This window comes from Archangium violaceum Cb vi76 (assembly GCF_000733295.1).
Classification (GTDB): Bacteria; Myxococcota; Myxococcia; order Myxococcales; family Myxococcaceae; genus Archangium; species Archangium violaceum.
The window spans coordinates 1-283 of record NZ_JPMI01000327.1 but is presented as its reverse complement, the minus strand read 5'-3'; the positions used below and the strand labels follow the sequence as shown (position 1 = coordinate 283).

The window sequence follows — 283 nt, the reverse complement described above, 5'->3', positions numbered from 1 at the left end:
GGCCGCGCCTGTGGTCACTCCAGGCCGCGCCTGTGAGCACTTGCCTACGGGGCAACGCTGGGGACCGGCGGGAAGCTCGCGCGTCCATGCACCAGCGGCGCGGCATTCTCTGGAATGCGGCCCCTCCTCCAACCCGGAGAGCAACGCCAGTGCAGGAGGGGCGCCAGCCATGAGCACGCCCCCCGTAGCTGCGGACGCCGCGCCCGCGTTTCTCACGGTGGAGGAAGCCGCCGAAATACTGCGCGTGAACAGGAAGACTCTCTACGAGGCGATTCGCCTCGAA

At 68.9% G+C, this 283-nt stretch carries 1 protein-coding gene; it reads left to right on the top strand.

Annotation, left to right across the window (positions count from 1 at the left end; all coding sequences use genetic code 11):
• Positions 1-169: 169 nt before the first annotated feature.
• A partial coding sequence (locus tag Q664_RS44015) for a helix-turn-helix domain-containing protein (RefSeq protein ID WP_043410906.1) occupies positions 170-283 on the top strand: 114 nt, incomplete at its 3' end.